At 66.4% G+C, this 6,749-nt stretch carries 5 protein-coding genes; 2 read left to right on the forward strand and 3 right to left on the reverse strand.

Features of this window, described 5'->3' with window-relative positions:
• Positions 1-80: 80 nt before the first annotated feature.
• Together ACMGDH_RS18015 and ACMGDH_RS18020 are read right to left on the reverse strand one after the other, a co-directional pair.
• Positions 81-2,441, reverse strand: coding sequence for a 3-hydroxyacyl-CoA dehydrogenase/enoyl-CoA hydratase family protein (locus ACMGDH_RS18015; RefSeq protein WP_436829357.1), 2,361 nt, complete (start codon positions 2,439-2,441; stop codon positions 81-83).
• Positions 2,438-3,574 (reverse strand): thiolase family protein, encoded by a 1,137-nt coding sequence (locus tag ACMGDH_RS18020; protein ID WP_436829358.1) that lies wholly within the window; start codon positions 3,572-3,574, stop codon positions 2,438-2,440. Before ACMGDH_RS18020 ends, ACMGDH_RS18015 begins: the two co-directional genes overlap by 4 nt.
• A gap of 141 nt (positions 3,575-3,715) precedes the next feature.
• Between ACMGDH_RS18020 and ACMGDH_RS18025 the strand changes: the two genes are divergently transcribed.
• Positions 3,716-5,383: a long-chain-fatty-acid--CoA ligase gene (locus tag ACMGDH_RS18025; protein ID WP_436829359.1), complete on the forward strand. Its 1,668-nt coding sequence runs from the start codon at positions 3,716-3,718 to the stop codon at positions 5,381-5,383.
• Positions 5,380-5,778: a MerR family transcriptional regulator gene (locus ACMGDH_RS18030; protein ID WP_436829360.1), complete on the forward strand. Its 399-nt coding sequence runs from the start codon at positions 5,380-5,382 to the stop codon at positions 5,776-5,778. Before ACMGDH_RS18025 ends, ACMGDH_RS18030 begins: the two co-directional genes overlap by 4 nt.
• Before the next feature lie 11 nt (positions 5,779-5,789).
• On the opposite strand, the gene ACMGDH_RS18035 is transcribed toward ACMGDH_RS18030, so the two are convergent.
• The gene (locus ACMGDH_RS18035; RefSeq protein WP_436829361.1) at positions 5,790-6,536 is read right to left on the reverse strand and encodes a FadR/GntR family transcriptional regulator; all 747 of its coding nucleotides are present in this window, start codon (positions 6,534-6,536) and stop codon (positions 5,790-5,792) included.
• Between the last annotated feature and the right edge of the window lie 213 nt (positions 6,537-6,749).

Here is a 6,749-nt window from a genome sequence, read left to right on the forward strand (position 1 = left end):
CACCGTTGGTGCTGAGCTTGTCGAAGCACCGCCCTTCGACAAGCCCAGGGCGAACGGTGGATGGGCAGGCGCCATCATTCTCAGTTGCGCAGCGGCTTGCCGGTTTCGAGCATGTGCTCGACCCGCGCCTGGGTGCGGCTGTCTTTGACGCTGGCCATGAAGGCCTGGCGCTCGAGCTTGAGGATCTGGTCCTCGGTGACGGTGTCGACCAGATCGGCCTCGCCGCCGGTGAGCACTTCGGCGAGCCGGCTCGCGACGACTTCGTCATAGGGCGTGGCTACCCCCTTCATGCGGAAGTCGTGCACCACGCCGGCAACCGCAGTGCGGCCGCTTTCGCCCGGCAGGCGGAACACCGGCTTCTCGGGCGGCGCATAGCCATCGACCAGCGCGAGCGCCTTGGCCTTGGCATCGGCGAGCAGCCGGTCGCGGTTCATCGTGATACCGTCGTTGGCGCGCAGGAAGAGCATCTCCTTCGCTTCGGCGGCCGACTTGGAGACCTGCGCGGTCGAGACCATCTCGAACACCTTGGCCACCGCCGGCATCGGCCCCCTGGGCATCATCGGCGCCTTGGCGTAGCGATCGAGCATCTCGCCGTTGCCGCCCCAGCCGGGGATCAGGCCCACGCCGGTCTCGACGAGACCGATATAGCTCTCGGCATGCGCCTGAATGGCATCCGAGTGGAGCAGGATCTCGCAGCCGCCGCCCAGCGCCATTCCTGCAGGCGCGGCGACGACAGGGAACGGCGCGTACTTCAGCGCCTTGTAGGCCTGCTGTCCCGCGGCGATCAGCTTGTCGATCTCGCTCCAGGCGGCGATGTTCACCGCGAACATCGCGAGGCCGAGGTTGGCGCCGGCCGAGAAGTTCGAGCCTTCGTTGTAGACCACCAACGCCTTGAACTGTGCCTTCACCAGCGGGATCGCCTGCTGGATGAGCTTCATCACCTCTTCGTCGAGCGCGTTCATCTTGGCAGTGAACTCGATGCAGGCGACGCCGTCGCCCACGTCCCAAAGGGCAGCGGACGCAGTCTTCGCGAGCGGCTGGCTGGCGAGCTTGACGTCTTCGAGCAGCAGCACGCCGTCGGGACGCACCACGTCGCGATATTCGCCCGCGGCGGTGAGATATTGCCGCTTGCCGTTCTCGACGCGGTAGAAGGGACGATCGCCCGCAGTCTCGAGAATCGCGGGCACGGGGCGGCCCTCGGCCTCGAGCCGCTCGGCGAGCTTGCCGGGCCCGAGCCGGTCGATCAGCTCGAACGGGCCGAACTTCCAATTGTAGCCGAGCTTCATCGCGTCATCGATCGCGACCACATCGTCCGCGGCTTCGCCGACCAGCTTGGCGGCATAGGAGAGGACGTTGCCGATGATCGTCCAGGCATAAGTGCCGGTCTTGCCCGGCGCGCTCACCAATGCGGCAAGGTCCTTCTCGGCAGCGGAGGGAAGCCGCTCTGGCTTCTGCTCGGGGCGATACTCGCCGGTGGCGAGGTCGAGCGACAGTTTGGCGCGAGTACCGTCGGGCTTTTTGTCGAGCCGGTAGAAGCCGCCCTTGCCCTTGCGACCGGTGAACCCCTCGGCGATCATCTTGTCGACCAGCGGCATCGGCCGGACGGTATCGAAATAGGGATCGCCCGCCGGGAGCGTCGAGGAAAGGCTCTTCGAAAGCAAAGGCATCAGATCGACGCCGACCAGGTCGACCAGCCCGAAGATGCCGGTCTTGGGAACGCCCATCGGGCGGCCGCCGATCTGGTCGGCCTCCTCGACGGTGAGCCCCTGGTCCATCGCCGCGTTGATCGCGACGGCGAGCCAATAGGTGCCGATGCGGTTTGCGATGAACCCCGGCGTGTCCTTTGCCCGGACGATGCGCTTGCCCATCATCCGATCAACGAAATCCTCGACTTTCTCCGACACTGCAGCGTCCGTGTCGGCGCCGCGGACGATCTCGATCAGCCGCATGTAGCGCGGCGGATTGAAGAAGTGCGTGATCAGGAAGTCGCGCTTGAACTGGTCCGAGCGACCCTCGACCAAGTTGCCGAGCGGGATGGTCGAGGTGTTGGACGAGACCGCCGTGCCGGGCCGCTTGAGCGTCTCCAGCCGGGCGTAGAGCGCCTGCTTGATGTCGAGCCGCTCGACCACGGCCTCTACGATCCAGTCGCACTCGGCGACACGATCGAGATGGTCGTCGATGTTGCCCGTCTCGACCAGCTTGGCCGCGGCCTTCGACATGAAGGGGGCGGGATCGGTCTTGAGCATTTTCGCGACCGCGCCCTTGGCGATCGCATCGCGGTCACCGCCTTCCTTGGGCACGATGTCCAGCAGCAGCACCGGCACGCCGGCATTCGCCACCTGCGCGGCGATCCCGGCGCCCATCACGCCGGCGCCGATCACGCACACTTTCTTGATAGACTCGGGCTTGGCGCCCTCCGGCTTGATCGGCTCAACCATCATGCGCGCTCCAGCACCGTGGCGATGCCCTGGCCCCCGCCGATGCACTGCGTGGCGAGCGCATATTTGCCGCCCTCGCGCGCGAGCAGCGCCGCGGCCTTGCCGACGATGCGCGCGCCGGTGGCGCCCAGCGGGTGTCCGATCGCGATCGCGCCGCCGTCGAGGTTGATGGTGTCTTCCTCGAGGCCAAGGTCGCGGATGCAGGCGATTGCCTGGCTGGCGAAGGCTTCGTTGATCTCGACCACATCTAGGTCCGAAGCCTTGAGCCCCGCGCGCTCGAGCGCCTTGGTCGAGGCTGCGATCGGGCCAAGGCCCATCGTCTCTGGCGCGCAGCCGGAAACCGCGACCGACTTGATCCGCGCCAGGATCGTGAGGCCGTGCTTGTTGGCGAATTCCTCGGAGGTCACGAGCACCGCGCTTGCACCGTCGGTGAGCGGCGAGGAAGTGCCGGCAGTGACGGTGCCTTCCTGGCTGAACGCGGGCTTGAGGCCGGCGAGGACTTCGGCGGTGGTCTCGGGGCGGATCGTGCCGTCCTCGGTAACGGTGCCGGTCTTGGTCTTGATCGGGATGATCTCGTCGGCGAGCTTGCCAGCGGCGCGCGCGGCGCCGGCCTTCTGCTGGCTCTTCACCGCAAAGGCTTCCTGCTCGGCGCGGGTGATCTGGTACTTGGTCGCGACATTCTCGGCCGTCTCGCCCATTCCCATATACGCGCCGGCATTCTTCTTCGCGAGCACGGGGTTGGGGAGGGGGTTGTAACCGCCCATCGGGATGCGGCTCATCGACTCGAGCCCAGCGCAAATGAAGGCTTCGCCTGCGCCGATCTGGATCTGGCCGGCGGCGATGTGGATCGAGCTCATCGACGAGCCGCAGAAGCGGTTCACGGTCATGCCGCCCACTGAAAGCGGCAGGTCCGCCAGTAAACCGATCAGGCGCGCGACGTTGAGACCCTGTTCGCCTTCGGGGAAAGCGCAGCCGAGAATGATGTCCTCGATCGCGGCGGGATCGACCTTGGTCTTTTCCAGCAGCCCGCGAATCACCTGCGCGGCGAGATCGTCGGGGCGGACCCGGGCGAGATCGCCCTTGCCGGCGAGGTGGAACGGCGAACGGGCGTAGCCCGCGATCACGACATTGGTCATGTTTTCCTCTCAGTCGATACCAGCCAGGGCTTGCTGCATCACCTAAAGGTGCGCTACCTGACGTTTACGTCAACGGTATAGGGCGGCGCATCGGGAGGGGCAACGGGGCGCCGCACAAAAATTGGAAGGATGGCCGCCGAAATGCAGATCGCACGCGCCGAAGGTGAGTCGCTCCACTCGCCGCCCAGGCTGCTGACCGACATGTTCGAAGACACGGTCGCGCGGCAGGGTTCCCGGCCCGCGATCGATTTCATGGGGCGCATCACCCGATATGATGCGCTGGCGCAGATGGTGGATCGCGCAGCCGCGGGGCTCCAGGCTTTGGGTGTCGAACCGGGGACGCGCGTCGCACTGTGCCTACCGAACATCACCCATTATCCCGTGCTCTTCCTCGCCACGCTGAAGGCAGGCGGAATCGTCGTCAACGTCAATCCGCTCTATGTCGAACGCGAGCTGGCGCATCTGCTCGAAGACTCGGGCGCCGAGATCATCGCCACCTGCGACCTGCCGGAGATCCATGCGCGAGTCTCCGCGGTGGCGCAGCGGATGGGCGTGCGGCATGTGATCACCTGCCCGGTCGCCGACGCACTGCCGCCGCTCAAGGGGCTGGCCTATCGGCTGCTCAAGCGCCGCGAGATTGCGCGCATCCCGGCCGATCCGCGGCACCTTGCCTTCGCCGAGCTGCTCAAGCAGGGCAGCGCGCCACGCGCCGTATCTGTCACACCCGATGCCACGGCAGTGCTCCAATATACCGGCGGCACCACGGGCGAACCAAAGGCGGCGATGCTGAGCCACGCCAATCTGGTCGCCAATGCCGATGCCACCGTCCAGCATGCCGGCGGCGAGCGGGACGAGCAGGACCGCGTACTGGGCGTGCTTCCGCTGTTCCACGTCTTCGCGCTCACCACCGTGCTCGGCTTCGGCATCCGCACCGGTGCCGAGATGATCCTCCTGCCGCGCTTCCAGCTCGATCAGGTGCTGAAGACGATCGCGCGGACGCGGCCGAGCTATTTCCCCGCCGTGCCCACCATCTATGGCGCGATTGCCAAGGCTGCGGCGGAGCGACGGGTGGACCTCTCGCAGATACGCGCGTGCATCTCGGGCGGCGCGCCGCTGCCAGAGGAGGTCCGCCTCGCCTTCGAGCGCACCACCGGCGCGACGGTGGTGGAGGGCTATGGCCTGTCCGAAGCCTCGCCGATCATCTCGTGCAATCCAATCGGCGGCGTCAACAAGCGCGGTTCGGCCGGCCGGCCCTATCCGGGCACGATCATCGAGATCCGTGACCGCGACGACCCGGCGCGCATCGTCGAGCCGGGGCAGGTGGGAGAGGTCTGCGCGCGCGGGCCGCAGGTGATGCAGGGCTATTGGAGCCGGCCCGAAGCCACGGCCGAGATCTTCGTAGAGGGTGCGCTGCGCACCGGCGACGTCGGCTATCTCGATGCCGAGGGCTATCTGTTCATCGTTGACCGGATCAAGGACGTGATCCTGTGCGGCGGCTACAACGTCTATCCGCGCGTGATCGAGGAGGCGCTCTACGAGCATCCCGCGGTCGCCGAGGCGATCGTGATCGGCGTGGCAGACGCCTATCGCGGCCAGGCACCCAAGGCCTTCGTCACGCTCGCCCCCGGCGGCACCGCCACGCCCGAGGGGCTGCGCGCGTTCCTGAAGGATAAGGTGAGCAAGATTGAGCTTCCCCGCGAGATCGAAATTCGCGAAACACTCCCCAAGACGCTGATCGGCAAGCTCTCCAGGAAGGAGCTGGTCGAGGAGGAACAAGCCAAAGCGTCGAAAAGGGAGGTCGGGGGTTGAACGAGGGCGAGCAGGAGCTTCGCGGAATTCAGGAAGTCGCGGACAGCCTGGGCATCACGCCGCGCACCTTGCGTTTTTATGAGGACAAGGGGCTGATCGAGCCGCGGCGCGTGGGCAACGCGCGTATCTACACCAGGCGCGAGACGGCGCGGATGCAGCTCATCCTGCGCGGCAAGCGGCTGGGCTTCTCGCTGCGAGACATCCAGGAGTTCCTCGATCTCTACGATGCCGACCCGCAGCATCTGGAACAGATGCGCGCGCTCGCCGCGCGCTGCCGCGAGCGGATGAAGGAACTCGAAGCGCAGCGCGACGCGCTCGATCAGACGCTCGCCGAGCTTGCCGCGATCGAGCGCGAGGCGCTGGAACGCGTTGAAAAGGTGCCCCGCGCGCGCTGAGCGCCGCGAACTCAGGCGATCACGCGGCGCACAATCCGGCTGCGCTGCGCTTCGGCTTCGGCTTCGGCGCGCTGGAGGAGGTCCAGCTTGGTGGCTTCGAGCAGGTCCTCGGTTACGCGTGACAGGTGCGCGCGCATCGCCTCTCGCGCGCGCTGGGGATCGCGGGCTCTGAGCGCCTCGACGATCAGCCGGTGCTCGTCGGCGCGCGGGGTGACGCCCTCGCGGCGCGCACGTTCGAACATGTTGACGCAAAGCGGTGAGCGCTCGCGCACGTCCCACAACATCTCCACCACCGAACGGACCAGGCTGTTGCCGGTCGCCTGAGCGATCAGCAGATGGAAGCGCCGGTCTGCATCGAGCGCGGACGGCCCTTCCGCGCCGTCGTCCATCGCGCCGAGCAGCCGCTCGAGCTCGCCGAGCGCCGCTTCGTCGATGGAGGTGGCGGCCAGTGCCGCTGCCTCGCCCTCGAACACCACCCGCGCCTCGATCAGTTCGAACGCGCCGACATCGAGCTCGGGCGAGCCGCCGGTCGCCGGGGCATGGGTAACATAGATGCCCGAACCGTGCCGGGCTTCGACCAGTCCGCGGATCTCGAGCGCGATCATCGCTTCGCGGATCGTCGGCCGGCTGACCCCGAAATCTTCCGCCAGTTCGCGTTCGCTCGGCAATCGGTTTCCCGGGGGGAAGCGCCCTTCGATGATGCCGCCGGCGATCTTCTCGGCGATCACCTGGTAAAGCTTGCGCGAACCCTGGTCCATCCCGGCGCTATCCCATATTCGGTGCGGCGCTACAATATTGGCCTGACCAAATTTGCTGTTCTATAGGATTGGCTTGACAACGCGACTCGACTGGCCGACCGATAATTTGAAACCCCATTCCATTTAGTGAGATGAAATGCCCCGGATAACTTCTGCTCGTGTGATCGTGACGTGCCCTGGGCGCAATTTCGTGACGCTCAAGATCGAGACGGA

The organism is Sphingomonas radicis, from assembly GCF_051400635.1.
Lineage (GTDB): Bacteria > Pseudomonadota > Alphaproteobacteria > Sphingomonadales > Sphingomonadaceae > Sphingomonas.